We start from the raw sequence: 26,546 nt of genomic DNA, 5'->3' as shown, positions 1-26,546 counted from the left end.
AGGAGAACCTTCCGGGGAACAAGGGAGCGCGGAAGAGCCGGACAGGACGACCGGGCTTCTTTAAGTCAACTGCTTGACTTACTGTAGCGGTACGGGGCGGCGGCGGGCGGGGGCCTGTCCCCGCCGGTGCGGGCGGGCCCGTAGGCTGCCCTGGCTGGACCTCGCCGCCCCGGTCGAGGACCTGGGACGGAGCGCGGGACGGGCCGGCCCAGGGCGGTGCGCAGTCCCGGAGCGGTGGTGAGCATGGCGCGCAGGACGGCGCGGGCCGAGCAGGTGAGCGCGACCCGGGAGGCGATCCTGACCGCGGCGGAGCGGCTGTTCGCCGAGCACGGCGTGTACGCCGTCTCCAACCGCCAGGTCAGCGAGGCCGCGGGGCAGGGCAACAACGCCGCGGTCGGCTATCACTTCGGCACCAAGGCCGACCTGGTCCGCGCGGTCGCCCGGCGGCACGCCGAGCACATCGAGACACTGCGCGAGCGGGCCCTCGCGGCGGCCGGTGACTCCACGGACGTACGCGACTGGGTCGACTGCCTGGTCCGGCCGGTGACCGAGCACCTGGCGAGCCTCGGCAGCCCCACCTGGTACGCCCGGTTCTGCGCCCAGGTCATGACCGACCCGGCCCTGCACGAGATCATGGTCGAGGAGTCCCTGACCTCACCGGCGCTGCGCGAGGCGGTCGAGGGCCTGAACCGCACCCTGCCGGAGCTGCCGCCCGAGGTGCGCGCCGAACGCGGTCAGATGGTCCGGCTGCTGATCCTGCACACCTGCGCCGAGCGGGAGCGGGCCCTGGCCGAGGGCACGCCGACCCCGCGCGCCAGCTGGGACGAGGTGGCGACGGGCCTGGCGGACGCGATCGTAGGCCTGTGGCTGGCCCCCGTCGGCATGCGACGGTGACTTTCCGGGCCGCCTCGCGTCAGTGGGACCGTGGCGGTCCCACCCACCCCAGGGAGCGCTCGACGGCCCGCTGCCAGTTGTCGTACTCCGCCGCCCGCAGCTCGGGGTCCATGGCGGGCAGCCACTGGCCGGCCTTGTGCCAGTTGCGGCGCAGCACCTCCAGGTCGGACCAGTAACCGGCGGCGAGCCCGGCCGCGTAGGCGGCGCCGAGGGAGACCGTCTCGGCGACCATGGGCCGTACCACGGGCACGTCGAGCACGTCGGCCACGAACTGCATGAGCAGGTTGTCCGCGGTCATGCCCCCGTCCACCTTGAGCTGCTGGAGGGGGACCGAGGAGTCGGCGTTCATGGCGTCGACGACCTCCCGGGTCTGCCATCCGGTGGCCTCCAGCACGGCCCGCGCCAGGTGTCCCTTGGTGATGTACGAGGTGAGCCCGACGATGACCCCGCGCGCGTCGCTGCGCCAGCGCGGCGCGAACAGGCCCGAGAAGGCGGGGACGATGTAGCAGCCGCCGTTGTCCTCGACCGTCCGCGCGAGGGTCTCGATCTCCGGCGCGCTGCTGATCAGCCCCAGGCGGTCGCGGAACCACTGGACGAGCGCGCCGGTGACGGCGATCGACCCTTCCAGGGCGTAGGCCGGCTGCTGGTCCCCGATCTTGTAGGCGACCGTCGTGAGGAGCCCGTGCCGAGACCGCACCAGGTCGGTTCCGGTGTTGAGCAGCAGGAAGCTGCCGGTCCCGTAGGTGCACTTGGCGTCGCCGGGGGAGAAGCACGTCTGGCCGAACAGGGCGGCCTGCTGGTCGCCGAGCGCGGCCGTGATGGAGACGCCCGGCAGCAGCGAGCGGGCCTCGCCGTACGGCTCGGCGGACGGCCTGATCTCGGGCAGCATCGAACGGGGCACCCCGAAGAAGTCCAGCAGCTCGTCGTCCCAGGCGAGCTTGCGGATGTTCATCAGCATCGTGCGGCTGGCGTTGGTGGCGTCGGTGATGTGCAGACCGCCGTGGGCGCCGCCGGTGAGGTTCCAGATCAGCCAGCTCTCCATCGTGCCGAACAGCACCTCGCCGTCCCGGGCGCGCTGCTCGATCCCCTTGACGTGGTCGAACAGCCACCGGATGCGCAGCGCCGAGAAGTAGGTCGACGGCGGCAGGCCGCACCGGTCGAGGAAGAACGCCTCCCCGGGGTCATCCGCGAGGTCGTCGACGAGCGGCCCCGTGCGGGTGTCCTGCCAGACGATCGCCCGGCCCAGCGGTGCACCGGTCCGCCGGTCCCACAGCACCGTCGTCTCCCGCTGGTTGGCCAGGCCGATCGCCGCGATCTGCCCCTCGTCCACACCGGCGTCCGACAGGGCCTCCGGCATCACGCGCCGCAGGTTCTGCCAGATCTCGACGGCGTCGTGCTCGACCCAACCGGGCTTCGGGAAGTGCTGCTGATGCTCCTTCTGCGCGACCGAGACCAGCCGCCCACGGTGGTCGAACAGGATGCAGCGGGTCGAGTTGGTGCCCTGATCGACGGACATCACGTACCGTTCAACCATGATCGGGTCTGCCTTCCGACGGATCGAGGGGCGGCTGTCCTGTCCTACCAGCGGGCGGCTCCGAGGTCCCTGGAGATCGCCCGCGCGGCTTCCCGGATCAGGCTGACCAGATGCGGGCGGGGCCGGCTCTGGCTGTCGCAGAGCCGCTCGACCGGCCCGGACAGCCCGATGGCGCCGACGACGAGGCCCCCGTGCCCCCGGATCGGCGCGGCGAGCCCGGCCTCGCCCATGCTCATCTCCTGGATCTCGGCGGCCCAGCCGAGTTCCCTGACCTCGGCGAGGGCCCGGGCGAGCCGCTCGGGATCGACCAGCGTGTGCCGGGTGTACGCCTCCAGCCCGGGCGCCCGGACCGGCTCGACGGTCGCGGTGCCGAAGGCCAGCAGGACCTTGCCGAGCGAGGACGCGTGCAGGGGCAGCAGCGCGCCGACGTCCAGGGTCTGGAAGGTGTCGTCCGGCCGGAACACGTGGTGGACGATGAGGACGCTGCCCTCCAGAGGAGTCCCCAGCCGTACCGCCTCCCCGCTGCGGGCGGCCAGGGCGTCGGCCCAGTTGAGAGAGCGCGAGCGCAGTTCGTTGACGTCCAGGTAGCTGGTGCCGAGGTGCAGCAGGGCGGCGCCCAGCTGGTACTTCCCGGTGGTCGCGTCCTGCTCCACGAAGTCCACGTGCTGGAGCGTGCGCAGGATGCCGTGGGCGGTGCCCTTCGCCAGCCCGAGTGACGCCGCCACCTCGCCGAGACCGAGTCGGCGGGGCCCACCGGCGAGCAGGCGCAGGATCGCCGCCGCCCGTTCGATCGACTGGACTGGGCCGGCCATGAAGCGAGCCTATTACCGCTGCGGACGCTTCGCTTCGCGGGCGGGAGCCGGGCCGCGGGCCCGCGCGTTCGGTAATGCCGACCGCTGTTCATTGACCCAGCCCGATTTGTCTCCATAACTTGCTTTGAAGCCCGGAAAGGCGCCGAGCCGCGCGTCCGACCGGCAGCACACCATCGGGAGAGAACATGGCGGCACAGCTCAATACGCTGCTACGGGCGGCGGCATACGAACTCGTGTGTCCGGTCCCGCCTGTCGCCGGCGCCGTCTCGGCCGTACGCCGGCGTGCGGCGACGGCCCTCGCCGACTGGAGCGTGTCTCCGGAGATTGTCGAGGACGCGCTGCTGGTGGTGTCGGAGCTGGCCACCAACGCGATCATCCACGCCCGGCCCCCGGCCGAGCTGCGGCTGTCCTGGGAGGCGAGCGACAGCGGTGGCACGCTGTGCGTAGAGGTCACCGACGCGGGCCCCGCGCGTCCGGCGGGGCAGCCGCTCGGCGGGATCGATCCGGACGAGCACGGCCGGGGCGAGGCGATCGTGCACGCCCTGGCGACGCGTCACGGCATACGCGTCCATCGCGGCGAGGTCACCCGGTGGGCGGAGCTCGTCGCGGTCCGAGGCGTCTGAGGCGCCGCCTGCGGTACGGCCGGCACGGAGACCGGCTCCTGCGCGGTCTGCCTGCGCAGCAGGAGCAGGGCGGCGTCGTCGTGCAGCCGGCCGCCCACGTGCGCCAGCAGCTCGTCGTGGAGCGCGGTGAGCGTGCGGGCCGGCTCGTCGCACACATGGCGGGCCACGCGCTCGGCCAGCGGATAGAACGCGCGCGCGTGATCGCGGGCCTCGGTGACCCCGTCGGTGTAGAGCAGCAGCTGGTCGCCCACCGTGAAGGGCAGCCGCTGGAGGCGGGGCACCTGGCCCGAGAGGGCACGCAGCCCGAGGGGCGGCGCGGGATGGGTGGGCTCCACCGCCGCGACCTCTCCGGACGCCGATATCAGCAGCGGAGGCGCGTGTCCGCAGTTCACCACCTCCAGGTGCCCCGACCGGGGGCAGCCGGCGACGACCGCGGTGACGAAGTCGTCCGGTCCGAGGTTGCGCGCCAGGCTCCGCTCGATCCGGCTCACGACGGCGAGCAGGTCGGGCTCGTCGTGGGCGGCCTCGCGGAACACCCCGAGCACGAGTGCGGCGGTCCCCACGGCGGGCAGCCCCTTGCCCCGCACATCGCCGACGATCAGCCGGACGCCGTGCGGGGTGGGCACCAGGGCGTAGAGGTCCCCGCCGATCCGGGCCTCCGCCGCGGCGGCGCTGTAGCGGACGGCCACCTGGAAGGGGCCCACCGTCTCGGGGACGGGCTGGAGCAGGGCCTGCTGGGCGGCCTCGGCGACCGAGCGGACGGCCGCGAGGACCCGTTCCCGGTGGCCGCGCAGCGCGCTGGCCAGGCCGCTCGCCGCGGTGACGGCCAGCAGGGCGCACAGGACGGCCGCCAGCTCGCGTGCGGGAACCCCGTGCCCGAGGGCCAGCGCCGAGCCCGTCGCCGCTGCGAGGAGACCGGCGCAGAGCACACCGCGCGGGCCGTTGGTGGTGGCCGCCAGGGCGGGTCCGGCCGCCAGCAGCGGCAGCCAGGTCGTCCCCCTTCCGCCGGTGACGCCGACGAGCACGACGACGGCGACGACCAGCAGCGGCAGCCCGTGCACGACCGTGGCCGGCAGCCCGCCGGCGCGCCGGTGCACCGATCCCCAGGCGCCGGCCGCACGGTTGCCGAACCGCCGGGTCGTTCTGGGGGCGCCGCCGTGGTGTGGAGCCTGGCTCATGTCTCGTCCGCAGTCCTCGCCTGTAGGGGGTGCACACCCGTATCGTCCGTTTCGTCCAGCAAACGGGCCGGGGCTGGGCCGCCACAAGGAGCGGAATTTCAGATAGTGAGCGAGAGGCTCCGGGTCACCCGGTTCGCGATCGGCAGCAGCCGGGCCCGGATCTCCTGGAGCCGGTCCCGCCGCTCCACCGGCAGGGAGACGCCGAGCGACCCGGGCGTGGTGCCGCGATAGACGGGTACGGCGACGCACACGGTGCCGAGCGCGTACTCCTCCAGGTCCGTCACGGCCGGTGCCATCGGGGGCGACTCGATCCTGCGGAGCAGCTCGGGGAGGCTGGTGATCGTGCGGGGCGTGAGATCGGCGAGATGGTGCCTGGACAGGTAGTCCCGGCGGTCCTCGTGGTCCAGCTCGCGCAGCACGGACTTGCCCAGCGCGGTGGCGTGTCCGGCGTCCTCGAACCCCACCCACAGATCCACCCGGGGCGTACGGGGCCCGTCGACGATCTCGGCCACCCGGATCTCGCCGTCCTCGTAGAACGTGAGGTAGGCGGCGCTGGACAGCTCGTCCCGCAGGGCGGCCAGCGTCGGCCGCACGCGGCTGAGCAGCGTCTGGGTGCGGCCGGCCGCGTGCAACGAGATCAGCCGGTCGCCGAGGACGAAGGCGCCGTCGTCCAGTTTCCGCACGTATCCGTCGTGCACCAGGGTGCGCAGCAGGTGGTACGCGGTGGCCAGGGGCAGCTGCGTCTCGCGCGCCAGCTGCTTCGCCGGCGCGCCGTTCTCGTGCGCACTCACCGCCTCCAGCAGCCGGAAGGCCCGCTGCACGGAACCGATCAGGGTGGGACCGTCCTGAGCACCCATAGCTACCAGGCTGCCCCGCCGACCTGGCCCGGGCAAGGCCGGGATCAAGGGGCGGGTCCTGCTCGGCGGCATGACACGCGCTGCTCGTCCGCGTGACACGCGTACACGGGCCGCGCCTCCCGCGTGCGGGACCCCGGACTGCCGCCCGTGGTGCGGCGCCGAGGACCTTCCCCGTCAGTGCCGCGTGGCGAGGCTCAAGGCGTTCGCCGTCACCACCGCGCCCATGCCCGCCCACTCCACGGTGCCGAGGCCCTGGTCCAGGATCAGCCGGCCCACCAGGGCCGCGAGGACCGGGTTGACGCTCATGAAGAGGCCGAATGTCTGTGCCGGTACGTGGCGCAGTGTCAGCAGGTCGGTGAGGTACGGCACGGCGGAGGAGAGGACCCCGGCGGCGACGGCGCACAGGACGGCCCCGGCCGTCGGCGGGTGGCCGAGCGCGACCGCGATGCCGACGGGCAGGAAGGCCAGGGCGGACACGGCCGAGGCCGCCGCCGCGCCCTGCGCTCCGGGGACGCGCCGTCCGACGACCCGGTTGAGCAGGATGTACGAGGCCCAGCAGCACGCGGCGGCCAGGCCGAGCGCCATCCCGGTGTAGTCGGCGGAGGGCCGCGGCCGCATCAGGACCACGACCCCGGCCCCGGCCAGCACCGCGCACCCGGCGTCCAGCCGGCGCCGGGACGCGGCGAGCGCGATCGTCAGCGGCCCCAGGAACTCCAGGGTGACGGCGAGGCCCAGGCCGATCCGGTCGACGGCGCTGTACAGGCTGAGGTTCATCGTGCCGAACACCCCGCCGAGGAGCAGCACCGGCCACCACTGCCGCCAGGTGAATCCGCGCAGCCGGGGGCGGGCGACGGCGAGCAGGACGAGCGCGGCGACGTACTGCCGTACCGCCACCACGCCGAGGGGGCCGAGGACGGGGAAGGCGAGGGCGCCGACGGCGGCGCCGGTCTGGTTGGACAGCCCGCTGCCGGCCATGGCGGCCACTCCGGCCAGCCGCCGGGGCGAGGGCGCGGCCGAGGACAAAGGCCCGGTGGCGGTGGGGTCTTCGAGCGCTGGTCGCATGCCCGGGATCGTGCGCCCGCGGCACGCTTTCGCAAAATGCATCCTCGGGTCGATCTATACGCTCAACGTATGCAGGACATCGATCTGCGCCAATTGCGCTGTCTCGTGGCCATCGTCGACGAAGGCACGTTCACGGACGCGGCGATCGCCCTGGGCGTCTCCCAGGCCGCCGTCTCCCGCACCCTCGCCTCCCTCGAACGCGCACTGGGCGTACGGCTCCTGAGGCGCACCTCCCGCGAGGTGACCCCCACCGCCACCGGCGTGCGCGTGGTGGCCCAGGCCCGGCGCGTCCTCGCCGACGTGTCCGACCTGGTCCGGGAGGCCACCTCGGGGCACACCCGGCTGCGCGTCGGCTACGCCTGGTCGGCGCTGGGCCGCCACACGGTCGCCTTCCAGCGGCGCTGGGGCGCGGCCCACCACGACACCGACCTGCACCTGGTCCGCGTCAACTCGCCCTCCGCCGGGCTCGCCGAGGGCGCCTGCGACCTCGCCGTCGTCCGCAGGCCGCTGGACGACCGGCGCTTCGACACCGCCCTCGTCGGGCTGGAGCGGCGGCTGTGCGCGCTCGCCGCCGACGATCCGCTCGCCCGGCGCCGTTCGGTGCGGCTCGCCGACCTCGCCGACCGGGTGCTGCTGGTGGACCGCCGTACCGGCACGTCCACCCCCGACCTGTGGCCGCCGGACGCCCGGCCGGTCACCGAGGAGACGCATGACGTCGACGACTGGCTGACCGTGATCGCCGCCGGACGCGGGATCGGGGTGACCGCCGAGTCCACCGCGAACCAGTACCCGAGGCCCGGCATCGTCTACCGGCCGGTGCGCGACGCCGAGCCCGTCGCCGTACGGCTGGCCTGGTGGCGCGACGACCCGCACCCGGCCCTCCAGGCGGTGCTCGAACTGCTCACGGAGCTGTACCGCGCCGGGTGATCCGGGGGCGCGGCCACGGGCGCAATCACTGCGAAGAAAATTGGTGACAATCTTGCGGGTATGCCCCGTCTCCGGGTGCGCGCGTCGGCGGTCCGGTGCGGGTCCGGTGAGGAACGGCCACCCCGCTCCCGCTGTCGGCCAGGTGCCTATCCCGTGCGTATCCGGCGGGAACGGCCGCCCCCGCGCCTACCGTCCAGTAATATCCGGCGGCAGGACACCAGAGGAGGTACCGTGCCCCGGTCCCCACGCTCACCCCTGCTGCTCGCCGGTCTGCTGGCAGCGGCCGGAGTGGCCCACTTCGCCGCCCCGCGGCAGTTCGACGCGATCGTCCCCCGTGCGCTGCCGGGCTCGCCCAGGGCCTGGACGTACGGCAGCGGGGCCGTCGAGCTGGCCCTCGCGGCCGGGATCGCGGCGCCCCGCACCCGCGCACTCGCCGCGAAGGCGGCAGCCGCCTTCTTCGTCGGCGTCTTCCCGGCCAACGTCCAGATGGCCGTGGACTGGTGCGACCGGCCCGCGCCGCTCAGGGCGGCCGCCCTCACCCGGCTGCCCCTCCAGCTGCCGCTGGTGCTGTGGGCACGCGGAATCGCCCGGGGCGGGGAGGAGCGGTCGTGACCGAGCGCGTCGAGATCGGGGACAAGGCCGAGGACTTCGCCCTGCCCGACGAGACCGGCACCATCCGCCGGCTCACCGAGCTGCTGGCCGACGGCCCGGTCGTCCTCTTCTTCTACCCCGCCGCCCTCACCCCCGGCTGCACCGCCGAGGCCTGCCACTTCCGTGACCTCGCCGCCGAGTTCGCCGCCGTCGGCGCCCGGCCCGTCGGGATCAGCGGGGACACCGTCGACAAGCAGCAGGAGTTCGCCGGCCGGCACGGCCTCGGCATGCCGCTCCTCTCCGACGCCGACGGCACCGTCCGCGAGCGGTTCGGCGTCAAGCGCGGCTTCTCCCTGGCCCCGACCAAGCGGGTCACCTTCGTGATCGCCCAGGACCGTACCGTCCTGGAGGTCGTCCGCAGTGAACTGCGCATGAGCGCCCACGCCGACCGGGCCCTCGCCGCCCTCCGCGCCCGCCAGGGCTGAAGCGGACACCCCCGCCGCTTGATGCTCCGGGACAATCGGATCATCCTGGGGCATATGAAAGATGTCGCCGCCGTGGCGGTCATCGACGCGCTCGGCACGGTGACCGGGTGGAGCGAGGGCGCGCGGCTGCTCACCGGTCACCGGGCCGACGAGGTCGTGGGCCGGCCGGCCAGGGACCTGCTGGCCGAGGACGTCCCCGGCGGCATCCTCACCGCCCGCACCGGCCCGGTCATCGTGCGCCACCGCGACGGCCACCGCCTCGTGCTGCCCCTCACCGTCTCCCCGCTCGCCGGCGCCGCCGGACAGCCCGCCGGCTATGTCGTCACGGCCCTGCCCGGCGGCACCGCCCTGGCAGCCCAGACCTTCGAACAGGCGTCCATGTCCATGTCGGTCTTCGACCTCCGGCAGCGCTACCTGCGCGTCAACGCCGCCGCCTGCCAGGTGATGGGCGTTCCCGAGGAGGCGCTGCTCGGCCGGTACTTTCCGGACACCGTCGAGGACGCCGAGCACAACCGTGGCTTTCTGGCCCATCTGCGTGAGGTCGCCGAGACCGGCCTGCCGGTCCGCTACGAGAGCTACACCGGTGCCCCCGCCCTCGACCAGGAACACGCCTGGAGCATCGAGATGTGGCCGCTGCGCGACGCCTCCGGCGAACCGGCCGCGGTCGCGCTCGCCGCGTTCGACAGCAGCGAGCAGTACTGGGCCCGGCGCCGCCTCGCCCTGCTGAACGAGGCCGCCACCCGCATCGGCACCACCCTGGACGTGGTCGGCACCGCCGAGGAGATGATCGAACTGCTGGTCCCGCAGTACGCGGACTTCGCCAGCGTCGACCTGCTCGACTGGGTGCTCGGCGCAGACGAGCCGCCGACGCTCCCCGACGGCGGAGTCGTCCTGCGCCGCGTGGCCCACGGCTCCAACCGTCCCGGCGACCCGGCGGCGGCCCTGCACCTCGGCGAGACCGACGTCTACCAGCCGACCTCCCCGCCCGCCCGCGCGCTGCACGAGAGCCGCGCCGTGCTCAGCCAGGCCGGCGAGCCCGAGTTCGTCCAGTGGCTGGCGGAACGCAACGCGCGCTCGCCCGGGGGTCGCCTCTTCCGGCTGGGCGCCCACTCCATGATCGCGGTGCCGCTCCGGGCCCGCGGCACCACGCTGGGCGTCGCGGTCTGCGTCCGCATGGGCCACCCCGAAGACTACGGCCCCGACGACGCCGTCTTCGCGGAGGAACTCGCCAGCCGCGCCGCCGTCTGCATCGACAACGCCCGCCGCTTCACCCGCGAACGCGCCACCGCCCTCACGCTCCAGCACAGCCTGCTCCCGCGCGGCCTGCCCGGACAGGCCGCCGTCGACGTCGCCCACCGTTATCTGCCGAGCGGATCCCTGGCCGGCATCGGTGGTGACTGGTTCGACGTCATCCCGCTCTCCGGCGGCCGGGTCGGCCTGGTCGTGGGCGACGTGGTCGGCCACGGCATCCAGTCCTCCGCCACCATGGGCCGGCTGCGCACGGCCGTCCGCACCCTCGCCGACGTCGACCTGCCGCCCGACGAACTCCTCACCCATCTCGACGACCTGGTCACCCACCTCGCCGCCGACGGCAGCGGCGAAGAGGTCGCCGAACTCGGCGCGACCTGCCTGTACGCCGTCTACGACCCCGTCTCCCGCCGGCTCGCCCTGGCCGCCGCCGGCCACCCCGCCCCGGCCGTCGTCCTGCCCGGCGGCACCGCGGAGTTCCTCCCCGTCGCGGCCGGGCCGCCGCTCGGCGTCGGCGGACTGCCGTTCGAGGCGACGGAACGGGAACTGCCCGAGGGCTCGGTCGTCGCCCTCTACACCGACGGCCTGATCGAGGACCGCGAGCGGGACCTGGACGGCGCCGCCGAGGAACTGCGCCGCGCCCTCAGCACACCCGCCGCCTCCCTCGAAGTCCTCGCCGACGACGTCCTGAAGGCCGTCCTGCCCGACCAGCCCGGCGACGACGTCGCCCTGCTCCTCGCGCGCACCCGGGCCCTCGGCGCCGACCGGGTCGCCACCTGGGACGTACCGCCCGACCCCGCCCAGGTCGCCGTCCTGCGGCAGGCGGCCACCGAGCAACTGACCGTCTGGGGGCTGGCGGACACCGCCTTCGTCACCGAACTCGTCGTCAGCGAACTCGTCACCAACGCCATCCGTTACGGCGAACCGCCCATCCAGCTCCGCCTGATCCGCGACCGCGCCCTCATCTGCGAGGTCTCCGACGCCAGTTCCACCTCCCCGCACCTGCGCCGCGCGCACGCCTACGACGAGGGCGGCCGGGGACTGCTGCTCGTCGCCCAGCTCACCCAGCGCTGGGGCAGCCGGCAGACCGGCGCCGGCAAGACCATCTGGGCCGAACAGCCGCTGCCCGGCACCTGATCACTGGAACGCACAGCCCGGGTTCGGCGCGTCCTCCGAGAACGGCGAGCCGTGCGGCAGCACGTACAGCACATCGAGGACGAGCGGTGTGTCTCCCAGGTTGCGGCCGATGTGGACGTGGTCGCTGCCGGACGGCTCCTGGATCGTCGCGCCCGTGCGGTACACGCCGTCCGAGCCGCACGTGGCGTCGAAGTGGCTGAGGGTGCCCTGCTTCACCACGCCGTACAGCGGACCGTCGTGGTAGTGCCAGCCGGTGCTCTGGCCGGGCGGGATCGTGATCTCCCGCAGGGTGTAGTCGGTGCCGTCGACGGTGGTCTGCGCGAGGACTCGGGCCGTCACACCGGACCCCGCCGGGGTCGCCCCGGGGGGGCCGCAGGTGACGAGGGCGGCGGCGGTCACGACGCCGATGACGGCGGTACGGAGTGCGGTGCGCATGCGGGGCCTCCAGGGGCGCGGGCGGACACCGCCCGAACATAGAGGCCGAGAAGGGGGGCTGGGGCCGGAACCCGGTGATCCGCATTCCTGCGCCCGCGCGCTTCTCCGCTGGTCTCACTCGTGACCCGGGCTTCTCCGCCGGTGTCACTCCTGACCAGCGGCGGCGACCTGGGCCAGGGTGCGCCCGCTGCGCACCGAGCGGGCCCGCCGGGGATCGGGCGTGCCGTGCCCGTCCGACCGTGCCGGCCCCTTGCGCACCAGCAGCCAGGCCTTCTCCTCGTCCGCGCCGCCGCGGAAGCGGGTGAGGGCGTACTCACCGTGCAGCTTGGCGCCGTACAGCCGGAAGGTGGCGTGCCCGCGCTCCAGGGACTCCGCGAAGTCCACCGGGCGCCCCCGGCGGTCGTGGCTGAGCGGCTCGTACGTCCCGCGGTCCCACACGATCACCGTGCCGCCGCCGTACTCGCCCTTCGGGATGACCCCCTCGAAGTCCTCGTACTCCAGCGGATGGTCCTCGGTCGGCACCGCCAGCCGCTTGTCCCCGGGGTCGGTGGACGGGCCCTTGGGCACGGACCAGGACTTCAGGACGTCGTCGACCTGGAGCCGGAAGTCGAAGTGCATCCGCCGCGCGTCGTGGATCTGCACCACGAACCGTGGCTCATCGCCCCGCGCCCGGGCCGCCCGCCCCGACGGCTCGCGGGTCCGCTCGAAGTCGCGCTTGCCGCGGTACGTCCGCAGCCGGTCCTCCGCCGCCACCCGCGACTCCCTTCCTACGACGCCTACGACCGCCTCACGCGCCCCCGGGTACCCCGCACCCGGCCGGTCAGCCCGCGATGCCGTTCAGCTCGGCCATCGCGTCGTCCGGCAGTACCAGGCTCGCCGCGGCGATGTTCTCCCGCAGATGCCCGGGGGAGGAGGTGCCGGGGATGAGCGCGATGTTCGGCGAGCGGCGCAGCAGCCAGGCCAGCGCCACCTGCTGCGGCGACGCCTCCAGCCGGGCGGCCACCTTCGCCAGCGTGTCCGACTGGAGCGGGGTGAACCCGCCGAGCGGGAAGTACGGCACGAAGGCGATGTTCTCCGCCGCCGTGCGCTCCAGCAGCGCGTCGTCCTGCCGGTTCGCCAGGTTGTACAGGTTCTGCACGGTCACCACGGGCGCGATAGTCCGGGCCTCGTCCAGCTGCGCCGCGGACGCCGTGCTCAGCCCCAGATGCCGGATCAGTCCGCGCTCGCGCAGCTCGGCCAGGGCGCCGAACTGGTCGGCGATCGAGTCCTGGTTCGGGGTGTCCATGTCGCCGAGCCGCAGATTGACCACGTCCAGCGCGTCCACGCCGAGGTTCCGCAGGTTGTCGTACACCTGCGCCTTCAGGTCCTCGGGGTGCCGGGACATGACCCAGCTGCCGTCGACTCCGCGCCGGGCCCCGACCTTGGTGACGATGCGCAGCTCGTCCGGGTAGGGGTGCAGGGCCTCCTTGATGATCTGGTTGACGACGACGGGCCCGTAGAAGTCGGCCGTGTCGATGTGCGTGATGCCCGCCTCCACCACCGCGCGCAGCACCGCGACCGCCCGCTCCCGGTCCCGCGGCGGGCCGAAGACGTGCGGTCCGGCCAGCTGCATGGCGCCGTACCCGACGCGGGTCAGGGTCAGGCCGTCGGCCGGGGTGACGGTGCCACCGAGCTGTGCAGTCATGTCGTACCTCTCAGGATGTCCCGGCCACCGGACGTTCCCGGTGGCCTCGCTCTGCCCTCTACCGTCCGCCCGATCCGCCCGGCACGGCAGTGCCCCCGCGATCCTGGGAGCGACAGGGACAGTCACCGCCGCCCGGCCGGCCGTACGGTGGTGGCGTGGACGGATCGAACGCGCTCGGTGAGTTTCTGCGCGCCCGCCGGGCGCTGGTACGGCCCGAGGAGGTGGGGCTGCCCGGCGGCGGCCTGCGCCGGGTGCCGGGGCTGCGCCGCGAGGAGGTCGCGATGCTGGCCGGCATCAGCTCCGACTACTACCTGCGGCTGGAGCAGGGCCGTGACCGCAACCCCTCCGTGCAGGTGCTGGAGGCCATCGCCCGCGTGCTGCGGCTGGACGGGGACGCCACCGCCCACCTCGTCGGGCTCGCCCAGGAGCGGCCCACGCCCGGCGCGCGCTCCGGGCGCCGGGCGCAGCAGGTCCCGGCCAGCCTGCTCCAGCTCATCGACGGCTGGCCGCGCACCCCCGCCTACCTCCAGAACCGCTACACCGACTGCCTGGCCGCCAACGCCCTCGCCACCGCGCTCACCCCGAACTACGCGCCCGGCGTCAACCTGCTGCGGGCCGTGCTCCTCGACCCCGCCGAGCGCGCCCTGCGCCGGGACTGGATGGACCTCACCGCGGAGGGCGTGGCCGCCCTGCGGTCCGAGGCCGGGACCGACCCGCACGACCCCCGGCTGCGCGACCTGGTCGGCGAGCTGTCCCTGCGCAGCGAACGCTTCCGCAGCCTGTGGGCCCGCCACGAGGTCCGCCCCCGGCGCGGCCGGGTGAGCCACCTCAGCCACCCCCAGGTCGGCGACCTCGACCTGCACTCGAACAAGCTGTCCGTGGACGGCACCGACGGACTCACCCTGGTCGTCTTCCACGCCGAACCCGGCAGCCGCAGCGCCGAGCTGCTGGACATCCTCGGCAGCCTCACCGCCTCCGGACGGGGGAGCGCGCACAGCGAGGAACGGGAGGAAGAGCCGATCGAGGAGCCGTAGCTCAGAACTCCTCGTGCCTCTCGGGATCACCGCCGAGCCGGCGCGGGGAGCGCCGGGCGACGGCCGCCATCTGCTCCTCGTCCAGCTCGAAACCGAAGACGTCCAGGTTGGCGCGCTGCCGCCCGGGGTCCGCCGACTTCGGGACCGGCAGCGCGCCCTGCTGCACATGCCAGCGCAGCAGCACCTGCCCGGGCGTGACCCCGTGTGCCCGCGCCACCTCGGCGACCGCCGGGTCGTCCAGCAGATCGCTGCCCCGGCCCAGCGGGCTCCAGCTCTCCGTCACGATCCCCTTCTCCGCGTGGAAGGCGCGCAGCTCCTCCTGCGGGAACAGCGGGTGCAGCTCGATCTGGTTCACCGACGGCAGCACCCCGGTCTCCTTCTCCAGCCGCGTGATGTGCTCCGGCGTGAAGTTGGAGACGCCGATCGAGCGGACCAGACCGTCCTCGCGCAGCCTGATCATCGCCTTCCACGCGTCGACGTACTTGTCCACCCGGGGGTTCGGCCAGTGGATCAGGTACAGGTCCACGTACTCCAGGCCCAGCCGCCGCCGGGACTCCTCGAAGGACGCCAGGGTCTCCTCGTACCCGTGGTGCCGGCCCGGCAGCTTGGTCGTCACCACCACCTCCTCGCGCGGCACCCCGCTGCCCGCCACGCCCCGGCCGACGCCGGTCTCGTTGCGGTAGTTCGTCGCGGTGTCGACCAGCCGGTAGCCCGCCTCCAGCGCCGCGCGCACGGCCCGCTCGGCCTGCGCGTCGTCCAGCGGCCAGGTGCCGAGGCCGATGGCGGGGATCGTCGTACCGTCGTTGAGCGTGTACAGCGGAACAGCGTTCACGATGAGACCTTCCCTCGATCGTCTCCCTGTGTGTCTGTCTCCAGCCTCACGGATAGGGTGAGCGGTGATCAACCGGGCGGGCGGGAAGAGGGCATCGGACGGCATGGGCGGCGGCGCGGACAGGAACGGCGTGGGGAGCGGGCGGCCCACCTCACGGGATGTCGCCCGGCTCGCCGGCGTCTCGCACACCGCCGTCTCCTTCGTCTTCAACGGCCGCGCCGAGGGCAACCTGTCGCCGGCCACCCAGGAACGCATCCGGCAGGCCGCCGCCCGGCTCGGCTACCGGCCCGACCCGGTCGCCCGGGGCCTGCGCCGCCGCCGTACGGCCGTGATCGGCCTGGTCACCGACGAGATCGCCACGTCCCCGTTCGCCGGGCGGCTGCTGCGCGGGGCCATGGAGACCGCGTGGGACAGCGACCACCTGGTCCTCACCGTGGACTCCGGCGGTGACCCCGCGAAGGAGGACGCGGCCGTCGCCGAACTCCTCGACCGGCGCGTGGACGGCATCATCTACGCCGCGATGTCCCTGCGCCGGGTCCGGGTCCCCGAGGGCCTGCACCGCACCCACTCCGTCCTCGCCAACTGCCTGCCCGAGGACGACTCGCTGCCCGCCGTCATCCCCGCCGAGCGGGCCGGCGGCCGTACCGCCGCACGCCTCCTGCTGGAGGCCGGGCACCGCAGGGTGGCCCTGGTCGGCGGGCAGGACGACATCGCCTCGGTGGAGCGGCTGCGCGGCTTCCGGGACGCGCTGCGCGCCGAGGGCATCACCGTGCCCAAGGAGTGGGTCGTGCGCACCGGCGGCGAGATCACCGGCGGCTACGAGGGAGCCACCCGGCTGCTGGACGGCACCGCCCCGCAGCACCGGCCCACCGGGATCTTCTGCTACAACGACCGGGTCGCGGCGGGCGTGCTGCACGCCGCGACCCGGCTCGGGATCGCCGTACCCGGCGACCTGTCGGTGGTCGGCTACGACGACCAGGAGCACATGGCCGCCTTCCTCACCCCGGCCCTCACCACCGTCGCGCTGCCGCACCGGGCGATGGGCGAGGCCGCGGCCCGGCTGCTGCTCGACGCCATCGACACCGGCCGCACCCCGCCCGCCACCGTACGGCGGCTGGCCTGTCCCGTCGTCAGCCGTGCCTCGGTGGGACCTGCTCCCACGCGCTGACCTCGGCGTCGCCCTCGACCAGCAGCTCGGCGACATCGCCCGCCCGGCGATAGACCCGCTCGGTCACCGTCGCCCGGTCCGCCACGAACAGTTCGAGCAGTGAGCCGTCGGCCAGGAGGCGCACGGAGAGGTCACGTCCCGGCGGCACGGCCACCGTGACCGGAGCCGATCCCCCGACGCCCTCGCGGGGCCACCCGGAGCGGTCCAGGACGACGGTGCCCGCCTCCGGGTCCAGCCGGACCGTCAGCGCCCGGTCCGCCGCCCGCAGCAGCGTGACGCTGGTGGCGCCGTACGCCGTCACCGTCAGGTCGTAGGCCGGTGGAAGCGGCACCGCCCGGCCCGGCCCGGTCGCGAACCGCTCGTCGGCGCGCAGGAGTTCCAGCTCCGGGGCCGGTACGACACGCAGGGTGCCGTCGGGACGGGCGTCGACGACCCGGGGCGCGGTGAGCGTGCCCGCCCAGCCCGCCGCCAGCACCGCCGCCTCCTCCCGTGCCTCCCACGACCAGCCCCACATCAGGGCCCGGCCCGGTTCCTGGAGGACGGCCGGAGCGTAGAAGTCCCGGCCGTGGTCGAGCCGGCCGCCGGCCCGGGGGACGAACACCAACCCGCCTTGCCCGCCGACTCGCAGACCGCCTGTCAGACAGCCGGTGGCCCGGGGATTTCCGTCCCACAGGGACACCACCAGGGCGTGGTCGCCACCGGACGTCTCGAACAGCTGCGGGCACTCCCAGCCGACCGCCTTGTCGCCGAACGCGTCGGTGGCGACGGGGTCGTGGCCGTCGAGCAGGACACCCGCGAACCGCCAGTCGGTCAGCTCGTCGCACCCGTACAGCAGCACCGACGGGGTGCCGTCGGCGTGACCCGCTCCGACCAGGGCCCAGCGGCGGCCGGCGTGCCGGAAGACGAACGGGTCGCGGAACATCACCACGTCGAGTCCCGGGGGCGGTCCCGGTACCACCGGCGCGGGCAGGGCCCGCCAGGACAGGAGCCGGTCGTCGGCCGGGTCGGCCGCGCGGGCCAGGCAGATGGTGCCGAGCCCGGTGTGGGCGTGGTCGACGCCGGTGTACACCGCCGTGGGCACACCGCCGTCGTCCACCACACAGCCCGACCAGCAGCCGGCCTCGTCGGGACCGCCGGGGGTCGGGGCCAGGGCGATCGGGTGGTGCTCCCAGTGGACCAGGTCGGGGCTGGAGACATGGCCCCAGTGAATGTCGGCGTGCACCGGAGCGGCCGGGTTGTGCTGGTAGAAGAGGTGGTGGCGGCCACGCCAGCGGAAGGGGCCGTTGGGGTCGTTGATCCAGTGGGCGGGCGGCCGGACCCGGAAGCGGGGGGCGGCCGGGTCCGGGGCGGGAGCGGCGAGGCTCAACGGTTGACTCCTGCGGAGGTGATGCCCTCGCGGAGAGGGCGCTGGCCGACGACGAACACGGCGACGGCGGGGATCATGGAGAGGACGACACCCGCGAGGACCACCGAGATGGAGCCGGTGCCGAGGTTGCCCTGGAGGGAGACCAGCCCCAGCGGAAGGGTGTAGTTCTGGCCGGAGGTCTCCAGGATCAGCGGGCGGAAGAACTCGTTCCAGTGGTAGTTGAAGGCGAGTACCCCGACGATGGCGAGGCCCGGCCGGGCCAGCGGGGCGTACACGGACCGGAAGATCCGCCAGGGCCCGGCTCCGTCCAGCATCGCCGCCTCGCCCAGGTCCTTCGGCATGCCGAGGAAGTACTGGCGCATCAGGAAGGTGCCGAACGCGGTCGGAAACGCCGGAACGATCAGACCGAGCAGGGTGTCGGTCAGGCCCATCGACTTGAGCACCAGGAACACCGGGACGATCGTGACCTGCAAGGGGACCATCATGGTCGCCAGGACCAGACCGAACAGCGGTTTCTTGAAACGGAAGTCGAGCCGGGCGAACGCGTAACCGGCGAGCCCCGCGGTGATCATCTGGCCGACCGCGATCAACGCGGTCACGAGGGTCGAGTTGAGCGCGAGCAGCCACACGTCGATCTGCTCGAACACGCCGTGATAGGCGGCGGTACTGGGATGCTTGGGAACGATCTGCGGCGGCAGGTCGAACGACTCCGCCGGAGTGCGCAGCGAGGTGGACAGGGTCCACACGACCGGTCCGAGGGTCAGCAGCGCGCACACCGTCAGCCCGGCGATCCGCGTCCACGGCCCGAGCGCGTACCGGGCACGGCTGAGGGTCAGGGTTGCTTGGCTCATGGGACTCACCCGGCTCACTGGTAGTGGACGAAACGCCGGCTGAGCCGGAACTGGAGGGCGGTGACCGCCATGATCAGCACGAACAGCAGCACACCCACCGCGGACGCCTCGCCGAACCGCAGCTGCTCGAAGGCCTTCTCGTAGATGACCATCACGACCGTGCGGGTGGAGTCGCCGGGGCCGCCGTCGGTGAGGACGTACGGCTGCTCGAAGACCTGGAGCGCGTTGATGATGCCGACCACCGAGGCCACCAGCAGGGTGGGGGAGAGCAGTGGGAGCGTGACGGCGAGGTGCTTGCGCACGCCGGTCGCGCCGTCGAGCGCGGCGGCCTCGTGGATCTCCTTGGGGATGTTGTTCAGTCCCCCCACGAACAGCAGGAACGAGAACCCGAACTGCTGCCACACGTACACGATGACCACCGTGGCCATCGCACCGTGCTCGGAGGTCAGCCAGGGCACGGGAGCGATCCCGAACAGGCCGATCAGCCAGTTGACCACTCCGAAGTCCTGGTTGAACAGGTACTTCATCACGACCGAGATGGACGCGGCGGAGAGCACGAGGGGGAAGAAGAACGCCGAGCGGAAGACCGATCGCAGCCATACCGGCATTCGGCCGTTCAGCGTCAGCGCGAGCGCCAGCGCGATCAACAGCTGCGCGGCGACCGCGAAGATCATGAAGACGAGCGTGTTGCGGAAGGACACCAGAACGGTCGCGTCGCTGAACACCTCCCGGTAGTTGGCCGTACCGGCGAAACCGGGCGAATCGATCACGTTCCAGTGGAAGAGGCTCAGCACGACCGAACCGACGATCGGTACGACCGTGAAGATCACGATCCCGACCACGGTCGGTGCCAGGAACACCGCCGCCAGCAGGCGCGTCCCCCGCTCACGCGCTCCCGGTCGCACGGCCGGCGCGACCGGGCTCGCGGCACGCGGCCGCACGGGGGACATCCGGGTGTCCGTCATACGTCACGCTCCATGGCCTTCTCCAGATCGCCCTGCATCCGGCGCAGCGCCGGCCCGACCGCGCCCGGGCTCGACAGCGCCGTCCCGGTGTGCTTGAGCAGCACCTGCGTCACCTCGGCGACCTGCGGCGGAGCCGGGATGGGACCGGTGTCGGGGAACGTGTCGAGGGTGTCGTAGAAGACCCGCCAGTGCGCCGGGCCGGTCTCGCGGTACCGGTCCGCGGTCAGCATCGAACGGCGGGCCGGGGTCGTCTGGTTGGTGGTGAACAGCTTGCTCAGGGTGTCGCGCCGGGCCGAGTACTTGATGAACTCCCAGGCCGCGTCCTGCTTCTTCGAGGTGCGCAGCAGCGCGTAGCCGGCCGCGCCGAACTGGTGCCGCTGGGTGTGCCGGCGCGGGAAGTACTGCACGTCGAAGCCGTCGGCGCGCATCCCGGCCAGGTGGAGGCCGCCCGCCCAGAAGCCGCCGGCCGGCGTGACCCCGACGCGGCCGGTGGAGAACACCCCGATGAGGTTCTGGCCGTTGCCGCCCTCGGGGCGGGTGCACAGTCCGTCGTGGACCAGGGCGGCGAGATAGTCGTACGCCTCCACCACCCGGTCCTCCGTGGCCTGCGGGGTCGTCCAGCGGAAGCCGCCCCCGCGGCCCCGCCGCCGGTTCGCCGGGTAGAAGGCGTCCCACAGCCACGAGCCGCCCGGCGCCTTGGACTCGGCGAGCAGGTTGGTGCCGTTCGCGAACAGCCAGGGGACCACCCCGCCCCACAGCCGGTTGGTCCAGAAGTACGGCGTGAAGTGGGAGTCGCTCGCCTTCTTCATCCGGCGCAGCAGCGCGGTGAAGTCGTCCCGTGTCCAGTCCCCGGCCGGGAACTCCGCGCCGGCGCGGCGCAGCACCTGGGTGTTGAGGTACATGTCGGCGGCGTTGAACTCGATCGGCAGCTGGTACAGGCTGCCCTCGTACATCATCGACTCCACCAGTGAGGGATGGACGTCGGCGAAGTACTCCCGCAGTTCGGCCGCGTCCCGCCGCACCCAGCGGTCCAGGGGCACGCCAAGGTGGCGGGCGAACAACTGCACGCCCTCGGTGGCCACATAGACGAGGTCGGGCGCGGTGCCCGCCGCGATCTGCGTGAGGATCTTGGCGAAGAAGTCGGACCAGTCCACGGCCTGCACCGCGTTGACGCGGACCTTGATGTCGGGGTGCAGCCGGCGGAAGCCGTCGACCAGGGCGCGGACCCCGGCCGGGGCGAACGCGGAACCCAGGGTGGCGACGACCAGGGAGCCGTCGTCGCGGCCCGGGATGTCGGCCCCGGTGAGCCGGTCCCAGCTCGCGGCGGTACCGGCGAGCGCGGCGGCTCCCGCGCCGTAGGCGCCGTACCGCAGCAGGGCGCGGCGGGAGAAGAGCGAGTCGGTCATCCAAGCGTGCCTAACTCGTGTTAGTCGAGGGGTGATGCCCCAGATGATGAGAAGCGGGCCACGGTGGTGTCAAGGCGCGGGAACCCTTGACCTTTAACGAGTTAGGTCTACAGTCCTTGAGCCGATGGCCCGTCAGGAAGGGGACTGTGAGTGATGCGTGGCCTGAGCAGAAGAGCCTTGTTCGCCTCCACCGCCGCCGGTGCCGGCGCGGCGCTGGTGCCCGCGGCGCCCGCCGGGGCGAAGCCGCGGTCCGAGCCGGTGGCCGGATGCGCCCGCTACCGAGCCGACTACCACTTCACCGTGCCCGACCAGTGGAAGAACGACCCGCAGCGACCGGTCTGGATCGACGGTGAGTACCACTGCTACTACCTCTACAACGCCGACTACCTGGACGGCCGCGAGGGCACCGCGTGGCGGCTGGCCACGAGCACCGACCTCGTCTCCTTCACCGACCGGGGCATCGCCGTCCCCAAGGACACGACCGTCAACGGTGATGTGTGGTCGGGCTCGGCGGTGGTCGACACCGGCGGCACGGCCGGCTTCGGCGCGGGCGCGGTCGTCGCCGTCGTCACCATGTCACCCGGCGGCGGCACCGACCACCAGGAGCAGTTCCTGTACTACTCGACGGACGGCGGCCGTACGTTCACGCACCACGGCACCGATCCCGTTCTCCCCAACCCGGGCGTCCTCGACTTCCGCGACCCCAAGGTGATCCGCGACGACGACCACGACCGCTGGGTGATGGCCCTCGCCGAACGGAACAAGGTCGGCTTCTACCACTCGGCGGACCTCAGGTCCTGGACGTACGCGGGCGGTTTCGTCAAGGACGGCCTCGGCGTCCTCGAATGCCCCGACCTGTTCCGCATCACCGCCGACGACGGCACCGTGAAGTGGGTGCTGGGCGTGAGCGCGGACGGCACCGGCTCCGGGCAGCCTCCCACCTACGCCTACTGGACGGGTGCGTTCGACGGCGGCACGTTCACCGCCGACTCGGCCGACCCGCAGTGGCTCGACCACGGCTGGGACTGGTACGCGGCCGTCACCTTCGAGAAGCGGAACCCGGACGGCACGGTGGACCCGGCGACCCGCCACGCCCTCGGCTGGCTGAACAACTGGGCCTACGCGCACACCACGCCCACCCTCGACGGCGACGGCTTCAACGGCACCGACTCCATCGTCCGCGAGATCACCCTGAAGAAAGGCGCCTCCGGCGGCTACTACCTCGCCTCCCGCCCGGTCTCCGCGCTCGACGCGTACGTCTCCCGCACCGTGCGCCTCGGCGACCTGACGGTCGACGGCACCCGCACGCTGGACCACACAGGCATCTCCTACGAGCTGACCACCGAGATCACCTGGTCCGAACTCACCGGCGCGGGCGTCCAGTTGCGCCGTTCCCCGGACGGCGTACGGCACATCGACGCCGGGGTGTACGGCGACTACGCCTTCCTCAACCGGCGCGGCACGGTCAACCCGGACACCGGCGGTACCCGGCAGGAGAGCCGCACCCCGTTCGACCGGTCCGCCGGCCGCGTGCGGCTGCGCGTCCTCGTGGACCGTACGTCCGTCGAGATGTTCGTGGACGACGGCCGGTACGTGCACTCCGCCGAGGTCTTCCCCTATCTGGTCGACGACCGCCTGGCCCTGTTCGCCGTCGGCGGCACCGCCGTCTTCCGGAACACGGTGATACGGGAGTTCGCCGTCCCGGGGCAGGGAGTGTCACGATCTCTCCGGTAGCGGACACGGACGAGCACCGGAGGGCGCATGACGACGGACAGGGCGACCGCGGACGGAACGGGGCACGTCCCGGGCGTGGAGGTGAGGCCGGTCGCCGGGCACATCGGCGCCGAGATCACCGGCGTCGACCTCGCCGAGCCGCTGGACGACACGGTGATCGCCCTCATCAGGGACGCGGTGCTGCGCTGGAAGGTGGTGTTCTTCCGTGGCCAGCGGCTGGACCACGCCGGGCACATCGCCTTCGCGCGCCGCTTCGGCGAGCCGGTCACGCTCCCGCGACGCGGACCGCACTCGCCGCCCGGCTTCCCCGAGATCGAGACCACCGCCGACCGGCTGGAACTGGGCGGACGGTACGGCATGGACCGTGACGAGTGGCTGAGCCGGCGCCGGCACACCCTGCTGCGCGGCTGGCACTGCGACCACGGCGCCCGCGTCGACCCGCCGGCCGCGACCATCCTGCGCGCCGAGACCGTCCCGCCCTACGGCGGCGACACCACCTGGGCCAACCTGGCCGCCGCCTACGCCGGACTGTCCGCCCCGGTCCGCGCCTTCGTCGACGGCCTGCGCGCCGAGCACCGGCTCGGCGTCGGCTACCAGCCCCGGCCCGGCGACGACGCCTACGTCCGCCACCTGCTGGACCACCAGGTCGCCTCCGTGCACCCGCTGGTCCGGGTGCACCCGGAGACCGGGGAGCGGGTGCTGTTCGTGAACGGCTACTACGTCGAGCAGATCGTGGAAGTCTCCCGGCCGGAGAGCGCGGCCCTGCTGGAGATGCTGGTGGAGCAGGCGGTGCGTCCGGAGTACACGGTCCGCTTCCGCTGGGAGCCCGGCAGTGTCGCCTTCTGGGACAACCGGGCCACCATGCACCTGGCCCCCAGCGACCACGCGCACGTGGGCTCCCCGCGGATCATGCATCGGGTGATGCTCCAGGGCGAGGTGCCGGTCGGGGTGGACGGGCGGCCGTCCGAACCGGTCACCGGCACGGAAGCGGGCCGGTGGTGACTCAGCCGCCCGGCCGCCACCCCAGCGCCGGGCCCAGCCGCGTCGCCATGTCGGTCAGGATCTGCACGTAGTCCTCGTGCTCGAAGGTGAACGGCAGCGCGAACGCCACCTCGTCGACCTCGCGGAACGCGGCGTGCGCGTGCAGCCGTTCGGCTATCTCCGCCGAGGTGCCGACCAGGTCCGGCGCGAACAGCAGCCGCGCCGGGCCCTGCGGTGAGGTCGTACGGGGCAGGCGCTGGGCCGCGTAGGCCTCGTACCTGGCGCGCTGCCGCGAGGTCGCCGAGTCGGTGGGGATCACCACCAGCCCCTGGGAGACGCGGGCCGCCTCCCCGTCGGGGTGGTGGGCGCGGAACGCGCGGATGTGGGACAGCTGGATCTCCGCGAAGTCCAGTGGCGCCTGAGGGTCCTCCGCCTTGACGACGCTGCTGGTGAGGAGGTTCATGCCGTGCTCCCCGGCCCAGCGCGCCGAGCCGAGGCTGCCGCCGCCGTACCACAGCCGCCGGCCGAGCCCGGGGGAGTGCGGCTGGACGACATCGCTGAACACCTCGATGCCCTCCACCCCGCTGAAGTCGGTGGCGGGCTTGCCGCGCACCAGGTCCAGCAGCCGCCGTACGCGCTCGTAGGAGAAGTCCTCCGCGTCGGCGGTGTCCGGGTAGAGGGCGTCCTTGACCTGGTCGTAGTGCGTCGGCGGGCCCACGCTGACGCCCGGGTTCAGCCGGCCGCCGGACAGCACGTCCACCGTCGCCAGGTCCTCGGCGAGCCGCAGCGGGTTCTCCCAGCCGAGCGGTGTCACCGCGGTGCCCAGCTCGATCCGGTGGGTGCGCTGCGAGGCGGCGGCCAGGACGGCGACCGGGGACGAGATGCCGTACTGGAGATGCCGGTGGCGGACCCAGGCGCTGTCGAAGCCGAGCCGCTCGCCCAGCTCGATGATCTCCAGGGTGGACTCGTGGCCCCGGCCCGGGTCCGCCGGGTCGAACAGGCCGATCGTGAGGAAGCCCAGCTTGCGCAGCGGGCGAGAGGTGGACGGCACGGGCTCCTCCAGCGGTCGTACGTCGGCTCCGCACCGATTCTCGCAGGCGAGTGTGACAACCGTGTGATCAGTTCGACCGGCCCCTGATCAGGTTGATCGGGGCAGCGGGATGACCACCTCGTCCTCGACCGGCGGATCGACCTCCTGCGCGCGGTTGCCGGTCGCGGCGAAGCAGCGCAGCCGGATCGCGTCGGGACCGACGTCCAGCCGCAGGAAGCACTTGAAGAACGGCGGGCTGTAGGTGGCGGAGGACGGCGAGAACAGCTGGGTGTAGATCTTCCGCACGGGCAGCCGGAACCGGGCGGGCCGGTCCGGGCGGCGGCCGGCCCCGAGGAGGCTCGCGACCAGGCGGGTACGGCGGGTGATCCGGGTGTCCGGGCCGGGTGCGCGGGCCGGCTCGATGCCGAGCCGTTCGGCGATCACGGCCGTGGCCTCCGCCTCGGTGAGGCTGAAGAAGCGGGGCAGCCGGAGCCGGCGGCCGTACAGACGGCTGTAGAAGGCGAGCGAGTCGCCGCGCAGCGGATAGCAGCGGAAGTCGCGCTCGGTGACACCGCCGACCGAGACGCGCGGGATGGTGTGCGTGGCGTGCGTGAACGCCCCGCCGCCGCCCGCGACGACGTACTGGATCGTGCGGCCGTCGACGTCGACCGGGTACCGCTGGTAGTTGTGGATGTCGCCGCCGATCGCGGCCACGTAGTGGTGCTCCGGGGCCCGGACGATCTCGTCCACCGTGCCGCCGCCCTCGATGGGGCAGGGGTGGCGCTCGCCGTCGACGTACAAGGGTGATCCGGTGACGAGGATCTTCGGCCGGGGCCCCCGGGACATCTCCCGCAGCCAGGCGCCCTGTTCGGCGTCGACCGTGCCCAGCAGACCGGTGTCGATGCCGACGATCCGCACCGGGCCCGCGTCGATCGCCCAGTACGGGCCCGGCTGCACGGCCTGTTGGCCCGGCGCGGAGCGCAACGTCCGAGCCCCGGCCAGCCGTTGCTCGTCGGCGGGGCGCGCCCGGTGCCACAGCAGAGTGCGCCACCAGGCGCGGGTGAGCGGGCGGGGCCGGGGCTCCGGGCCGAGCGGCGGGGTGTCGGCGCAGAAGACGCGCATGAAGGCGCCGAGATCCTCGTACCAGTCGTGGTTGCCGGGGATCGCGTAGATCGGCGCGGGATAGTCCTGGTACGGCCGGAAGAACTTGTCGCCGTAGTCGTCCGCGCTGCCGACGGGATAGATGACGTCGCTGGCGATCACCGCGAAGTCGGTGTCCCGACCCGCCTTCAGAAACCCCGGCACGACGGCGTACTGGGAGTCGTCGCCCTCACCGGTGTCCCCGATGACCATGAAGGAGAATCGTTCCGGTACGTCTCGCCGGATCACCTTGTCCGCAGGCGCTCCCGCCGCCGTCCGCGCGGCCACCCAGCGGCTGCGGGTACGACCGGTCGGATCGCCGAACCAGGACGCCAGGACGCCGTTGCGGGCGGCCCACAGAACGCGCGGATCCAGCCACGACAGCTTCTCGACGTGGTCCGGCATCAGCCGCTTGTAGGTGCCGGGTTCGGCCGCGCCCCAGCCGGCGCCCTGTGCGGTATCGCGTGAGGAGTCAGACACGCGGTGCACGGTAACAACGCGCCGGTCAGCGGTGCGATGCCGGGGTCTCGCTCAACGTGCGCACCGGGCCGGCCGGTTCGGTGCCCGCTAGG

At 73.1% G+C, this 26,546-nt stretch carries 25 protein-coding genes; 10 read left to right on the top strand and 15 right to left on the bottom strand.

The window, feature by feature from the left end; genetic code table 11:
• Positions 1-243 precede the first annotated feature (243 nt).
• The gene (locus ACZ4WH_RS16560; protein ID WP_468180888.1) at positions 244-894 is read left to right on the top strand and encodes a TetR/AcrR family transcriptional regulator; all 651 of its coding nucleotides are present in this window, start codon (positions 244-246) and stop codon (positions 892-894) included.
• A gap of 19 nt (positions 895-913) precedes the next feature.
• Here the strand turns inward: ACZ4WH_RS16560 and glpK are convergent, their stop codons facing one another.
• Positions 914-2,428 carry a glycerol kinase GlpK gene (glpK, locus tag ACZ4WH_RS16555; protein WP_468180885.1) on the bottom strand — a complete coding sequence of 505 codons (1,515 nt, stop codon included), beginning with the start codon at positions 2,426-2,428 and terminating at the stop codon, positions 914-916.
• Positions 2,429-2,472: 44 nt separating this feature from the next.
• Complete coding sequence (locus ACZ4WH_RS16550) at positions 2,473-3,240, bottom strand: IclR family transcriptional regulator (RefSeq protein ID WP_468180883.1); 768 nt, start codon at positions 3,238-3,240, stop codon at positions 2,473-2,475.
• 185 nt (positions 3,241-3,425) lie between these two features.
• Between ACZ4WH_RS16550 and ACZ4WH_RS16545 the strand changes: the two genes are divergently transcribed.
• Positions 3,426-3,863, top strand: coding sequence for an ATP-binding protein (locus ACZ4WH_RS16545; protein ID WP_468180881.1), 438 nt, complete (start codon positions 3,426-3,428; stop codon positions 3,861-3,863).
• On the opposite strand, the gene ACZ4WH_RS16540 is transcribed toward ACZ4WH_RS16545, so the two are convergent.
• From ACZ4WH_RS16540 to ACZ4WH_RS16530, 3 genes are all read right to left on the bottom strand, one after another.
• A complete protein-coding gene (locus ACZ4WH_RS16540) occupies positions 3,794-5,041 on the bottom strand; it encodes a PP2C family protein-serine/threonine phosphatase (RefSeq protein ID WP_468180879.1) in 1,248 nt (415 codons plus the stop codon). The genes ACZ4WH_RS16545 and ACZ4WH_RS16540 overlap by 70 nt on opposite strands.
• 98 nt (positions 5,042-5,139) lie before the next feature.
• Positions 5,140-5,898: an IclR family transcriptional regulator gene (locus ACZ4WH_RS16535; RefSeq protein ID WP_468180877.1), complete on the bottom strand. Its 759-nt coding sequence runs from the start codon at positions 5,896-5,898 to the stop codon at positions 5,140-5,142.
• Positions 5,899-6,072: 174 nt separating this feature from the next.
• A complete protein-coding gene (locus ACZ4WH_RS16530; protein WP_468180922.1) occupies positions 6,073-6,882 on the bottom strand; it encodes an EamA family transporter in 810 nt (269 codons plus the stop codon).
• Between the two features lie 147 nt (positions 6,883-7,029).
• Between ACZ4WH_RS16530 and ACZ4WH_RS16525 the strand changes: the two genes are divergently transcribed.
• The 4 genes from ACZ4WH_RS16525 (at position 7,030) to ACZ4WH_RS16510 (ending at position 11,348) form a co-directional block, all read left to right on the top strand.
• Positions 7,030-7,887 carry a LysR family transcriptional regulator gene (locus ACZ4WH_RS16525; protein WP_468180875.1) on the top strand — a complete coding sequence of 286 codons (858 nt, stop codon included), beginning with the start codon at positions 7,030-7,032 and terminating at the stop codon, positions 7,885-7,887.
• Between the two features lie 231 nt (positions 7,888-8,118).
• Positions 8,119-8,499, top strand: coding sequence for a DoxX family protein (locus tag ACZ4WH_RS16520; RefSeq protein ID WP_468180873.1), 381 nt, complete (start codon positions 8,119-8,121; stop codon positions 8,497-8,499).
• Positions 8,496-8,963 carry a peroxiredoxin gene (locus ACZ4WH_RS16515; protein ID WP_468180871.1) on the top strand — a complete coding sequence of 156 codons (468 nt, stop codon included), beginning with the start codon at positions 8,496-8,498 and terminating at the stop codon, positions 8,961-8,963. Before ACZ4WH_RS16520 ends, ACZ4WH_RS16515 begins: the two co-directional genes overlap by 4 nt.
• 54 nt (positions 8,964-9,017) lie before the next feature.
• Positions 9,018-11,348, top strand: a complete 2,331-nt coding sequence (locus ACZ4WH_RS16510) for a SpoIIE family protein phosphatase (RefSeq protein ID WP_468180869.1) — start codon at positions 9,018-9,020, stop codon at positions 11,346-11,348.
• Here ACZ4WH_RS16510 and ACZ4WH_RS16505 read toward each other — a convergent pair whose 3' ends face one another.
• The 3 genes from ACZ4WH_RS16505 to ACZ4WH_RS16495 all read right to left on the bottom strand — a co-directional run bounded on the left by ACZ4WH_RS16505 (position 11,349) and on the right by ACZ4WH_RS16495 (position 13,467).
• Positions 11,349-11,783 (bottom strand): cupin domain-containing protein, encoded by a 435-nt coding sequence (locus tag ACZ4WH_RS16505; protein WP_468180867.1) that lies wholly within the window; start codon positions 11,781-11,783, stop codon positions 11,349-11,351.
• A 144-nt stretch (positions 11,784-11,927) separates the two neighbouring features.
• On the bottom strand, positions 11,928-12,536 hold the full coding sequence (locus ACZ4WH_RS16500) for a DNA polymerase ligase N-terminal domain-containing protein (protein WP_468180865.1): 609 nt from the start codon (positions 12,534-12,536) through the stop codon (positions 11,928-11,930).
• A gap of 67 nt (positions 12,537-12,603) precedes the next feature.
• Positions 12,604-13,467: an oxidoreductase gene (locus ACZ4WH_RS16495; protein WP_468180863.1), complete on the bottom strand. Its 864-nt coding sequence runs from the start codon at positions 13,465-13,467 to the stop codon at positions 12,604-12,606.
• A 155-nt stretch (positions 13,468-13,622) separates the two neighbouring features.
• Between ACZ4WH_RS16495 and ACZ4WH_RS16490 the strand changes: the two genes are divergently transcribed.
• A complete protein-coding gene (locus ACZ4WH_RS16490; RefSeq protein WP_468180861.1) occupies positions 13,623-14,501 on the top strand; it encodes a helix-turn-helix domain-containing protein in 879 nt (292 codons plus the stop codon).
• 1 nt (position 14,502) lies between these two features.
• Here ACZ4WH_RS16490 and ACZ4WH_RS16485 read toward each other — a convergent pair whose 3' ends face one another.
• Complete coding sequence (locus ACZ4WH_RS16485; RefSeq protein ID WP_468180860.1) at positions 14,503-15,333, bottom strand: aldo/keto reductase; 831 nt, start codon at positions 15,331-15,333, stop codon at positions 14,503-14,505.
• 103 nt (positions 15,334-15,436) lie between these two features.
• Here ACZ4WH_RS16485 and ACZ4WH_RS16480 point away from each other — a divergent pair, with 103 nt between their 5' ends.
• Positions 15,437-16,501, top strand: coding sequence for a LacI family DNA-binding transcriptional regulator (locus ACZ4WH_RS16480; RefSeq protein WP_468180920.1), 1,065 nt, complete (start codon positions 15,437-15,439; stop codon positions 16,499-16,501).
• Here the strand turns inward: ACZ4WH_RS16480 and ACZ4WH_RS16475 are convergent.
• From ACZ4WH_RS16475 to ACZ4WH_RS16460, 4 genes are read right to left on the bottom strand one after another with little or no spacing between them, the layout of a single operon-like run.
• Positions 16,464-17,867 carry a glycoside hydrolase family 32 protein gene (locus ACZ4WH_RS16475; RefSeq protein ID WP_468180858.1) on the bottom strand — a complete coding sequence of 468 codons (1,404 nt, stop codon included), beginning with the start codon at positions 17,865-17,867 and terminating at the stop codon, positions 16,464-16,466. The two genes, ACZ4WH_RS16480 and ACZ4WH_RS16475, sit on opposite strands and share 38 nt — an antisense overlap.
• The gene (locus ACZ4WH_RS16470; RefSeq protein ID WP_468180856.1) at positions 17,864-18,718 is read right to left on the bottom strand and encodes a carbohydrate ABC transporter permease; all 855 of its coding nucleotides are present in this window, start codon (positions 18,716-18,718) and stop codon (positions 17,864-17,866) included. Before ACZ4WH_RS16470 ends, ACZ4WH_RS16475 begins: the two co-directional genes overlap by 4 nt.
• Positions 18,719-18,732: 14 nt before the next feature.
• Complete coding sequence (locus ACZ4WH_RS16465) at positions 18,733-19,683, bottom strand: carbohydrate ABC transporter permease (protein WP_468180854.1); 951 nt, start codon at positions 19,681-19,683, stop codon at positions 18,733-18,735.
• Positions 19,680-21,089 carry an extracellular solute-binding protein gene (locus tag ACZ4WH_RS16460; protein WP_468180852.1) on the bottom strand — a complete coding sequence of 470 codons (1,410 nt, stop codon included), beginning with the start codon at positions 21,087-21,089 and terminating at the stop codon, positions 19,680-19,682. The genes ACZ4WH_RS16465 and ACZ4WH_RS16460 overlap by 4 nt, the downstream gene beginning before the upstream one ends.
• A gap of 153 nt (positions 21,090-21,242) precedes the next feature.
• Here ACZ4WH_RS16460 and ACZ4WH_RS16455 point away from each other — a divergent pair, with 153 nt between their 5' ends.
• Both ACZ4WH_RS16455 and ACZ4WH_RS16450 read left to right on the top strand, forming a co-directional pair.
• A complete protein-coding gene (locus tag ACZ4WH_RS16455; RefSeq protein WP_468180850.1) occupies positions 21,243-22,823 on the top strand; it encodes a glycoside hydrolase family 32 protein in 1,581 nt (526 codons plus the stop codon).
• Between the two features lie 27 nt (positions 22,824-22,850).
• Positions 22,851-23,825 (top strand): TauD/TfdA dioxygenase family protein, encoded by a 975-nt coding sequence (locus tag ACZ4WH_RS16450; RefSeq protein WP_468180849.1) that lies wholly within the window; start codon positions 22,851-22,853, stop codon positions 23,823-23,825.
• 1 nt (position 23,826) lies between these two features.
• On the opposite strand, the gene ACZ4WH_RS16445 is transcribed toward ACZ4WH_RS16450, so the two are convergent.
• Together ACZ4WH_RS16445 and ACZ4WH_RS16440 are read right to left on the bottom strand one after the other, a co-directional pair.
• Entirely contained in the window at positions 23,827-24,855 is a 1,029-nt protein-coding gene (locus tag ACZ4WH_RS16445) for an LLM class flavin-dependent oxidoreductase (protein WP_468180847.1), read from the bottom strand.
• A gap of 87 nt (positions 24,856-24,942) precedes the next feature.
• On the bottom strand, positions 24,943-26,454 hold the full coding sequence (locus tag ACZ4WH_RS16440) for a metallophosphoesterase family protein (protein ID WP_468180845.1): 1,512 nt from the start codon (positions 26,452-26,454) through the stop codon (positions 24,943-24,945).
• Positions 26,455-26,546: the final 92 nt, after the last annotated feature.

It is taken from the genome of Streptomyces sp. NPDC029138, from assembly GCF_055564375.1.
Note: the sequence above shows the minus strand (reverse complement) of the source record. Positions and strands in the feature narration are given on the sequence as shown.

Coding starts and splice junctions, on each gene's coding strand:
- ACZ4WH_RS16525 (WP_468180875.1), top strand. CDS start 7,030: ATGCAGGACATCGATCTGCGCCAATTGCGCTGTCTCGTGGCCATCGTC.
- ACZ4WH_RS16505 (WP_468180867.1), bottom strand. CDS start 11,783: ATGCGCACCGCACTCCGTACCGCCGTCATCGGCGTCGTGACCGCCGCC.
- ACZ4WH_RS16460 (WP_468180852.1), bottom strand. CDS start 21,089: ATGACCGACTCGCTCTTCTCCCGCCGCGCCCTGCTGCGGTACGGCGCC.
- ACZ4WH_RS16560 (WP_468180888.1), top strand. CDS start 244: ATGGCGCGCAGGACGGCGCGGGCCGAGCAGGTGAGCGCGACCCGGGAG.
- ACZ4WH_RS16465 (WP_468180854.1), bottom strand. CDS start 19,683: ATGACGGACACCCGGATGTCCCCCGTGCGGCCGCGTGCCGCGAGCCCG.
- ACZ4WH_RS16510 (WP_468180869.1), top strand. CDS start 9,018: ATGAAAGATGTCGCCGCCGTGGCGGTCATCGACGCGCTCGGCACGGTG.
- ACZ4WH_RS16545 (WP_468180881.1), top strand. CDS start 3,426: ATGGCGGCACAGCTCAATACGCTGCTACGGGCGGCGGCATACGAACTC.
- ACZ4WH_RS16535 (WP_468180877.1), bottom strand. CDS start 5,898: ATGGGTGCTCAGGACGGTCCCACCCTGATCGGTTCCGTGCAGCGGGCC.
- ACZ4WH_RS16470 (WP_468180856.1), bottom strand. CDS start 18,718: ATGAGCCAAGCAACCCTGACCCTCAGCCGTGCCCGGTACGCGCTCGGG.
- ACZ4WH_RS16550 (WP_468180883.1), bottom strand. CDS start 3,240: ATGGCCGGCCCAGTCCAGTCGATCGAACGGGCGGCGGCGATCCTGCGC.
- ACZ4WH_RS16450 (WP_468180849.1), top strand. CDS start 22,851: ATGACGACGGACAGGGCGACCGCGGACGGAACGGGGCACGTCCCGGGC.
- ACZ4WH_RS16455 (WP_468180850.1), top strand. CDS start 21,243: ATGCGTGGCCTGAGCAGAAGAGCCTTGTTCGCCTCCACCGCCGCCGGT.
- ACZ4WH_RS16540 (WP_468180879.1), bottom strand. CDS start 5,041: ATGAGCCAGGCTCCACACCACGGCGGCGCCCCCAGAACGACCCGGCGG.
- ACZ4WH_RS16495 (WP_468180863.1), bottom strand. CDS start 13,467: ATGACTGCACAGCTCGGTGGCACCGTCACCCCGGCCGACGGCCTGACC.
- glpK (WP_468180885.1), bottom strand. CDS start 2,428: ATGGTTGAACGGTACGTGATGTCCGTCGATCAGGGCACCAACTCGACC.
- ACZ4WH_RS16480 (WP_468180920.1), top strand. CDS start 15,437: ATGGGCGGCGGCGCGGACAGGAACGGCGTGGGGAGCGGGCGGCCCACC.